Source organism: Chryseobacterium sp. SIMBA_029, from assembly GCF_046535275.1.
Taxonomy (GTDB): Bacteria; Bacteroidota; Bacteroidia; order Flavobacteriales; family Weeksellaceae; genus Chryseobacterium.
Map to the genome: position 1 here is coordinate 1 of NZ_JAWRXA010000497.1, position 260 is coordinate 260.

The 260-nt window shown below is 50.4% G+C and carries 1 protein-coding gene; it reads left to right on the forward strand.

Annotated elements, in window-relative coordinates; translation table 11 throughout:
- The coding region (locus SB679_RS24960; RefSeq protein WP_410704991.1) for a hypothetical protein at positions 1-260 on the forward strand (260 nt) is incomplete at both ends.

Here is a 260-nt window from a genome sequence, read left to right on the forward strand (position 1 = left end):
CCGATGACATTATCGTCCGACAAAAAGCGACGGGGGACATCATAAAGGGCGACCCCGTCGCCCTCCATTTTTGGACAGCGAAAACAGCAATTGAAAAATCGTACAAACCACTGACGGAGACGTACCCGTCCAGAACCAACACCGGGAGCGTGAAGATGATTTCGGTGCTAGATAGCCAGCAAGGGAGAGATGTTCAAATCCTTGTGTGGTACGACACGGCAACGTCACTTGTAGCTATGATGGCGATTAAGTACGACATG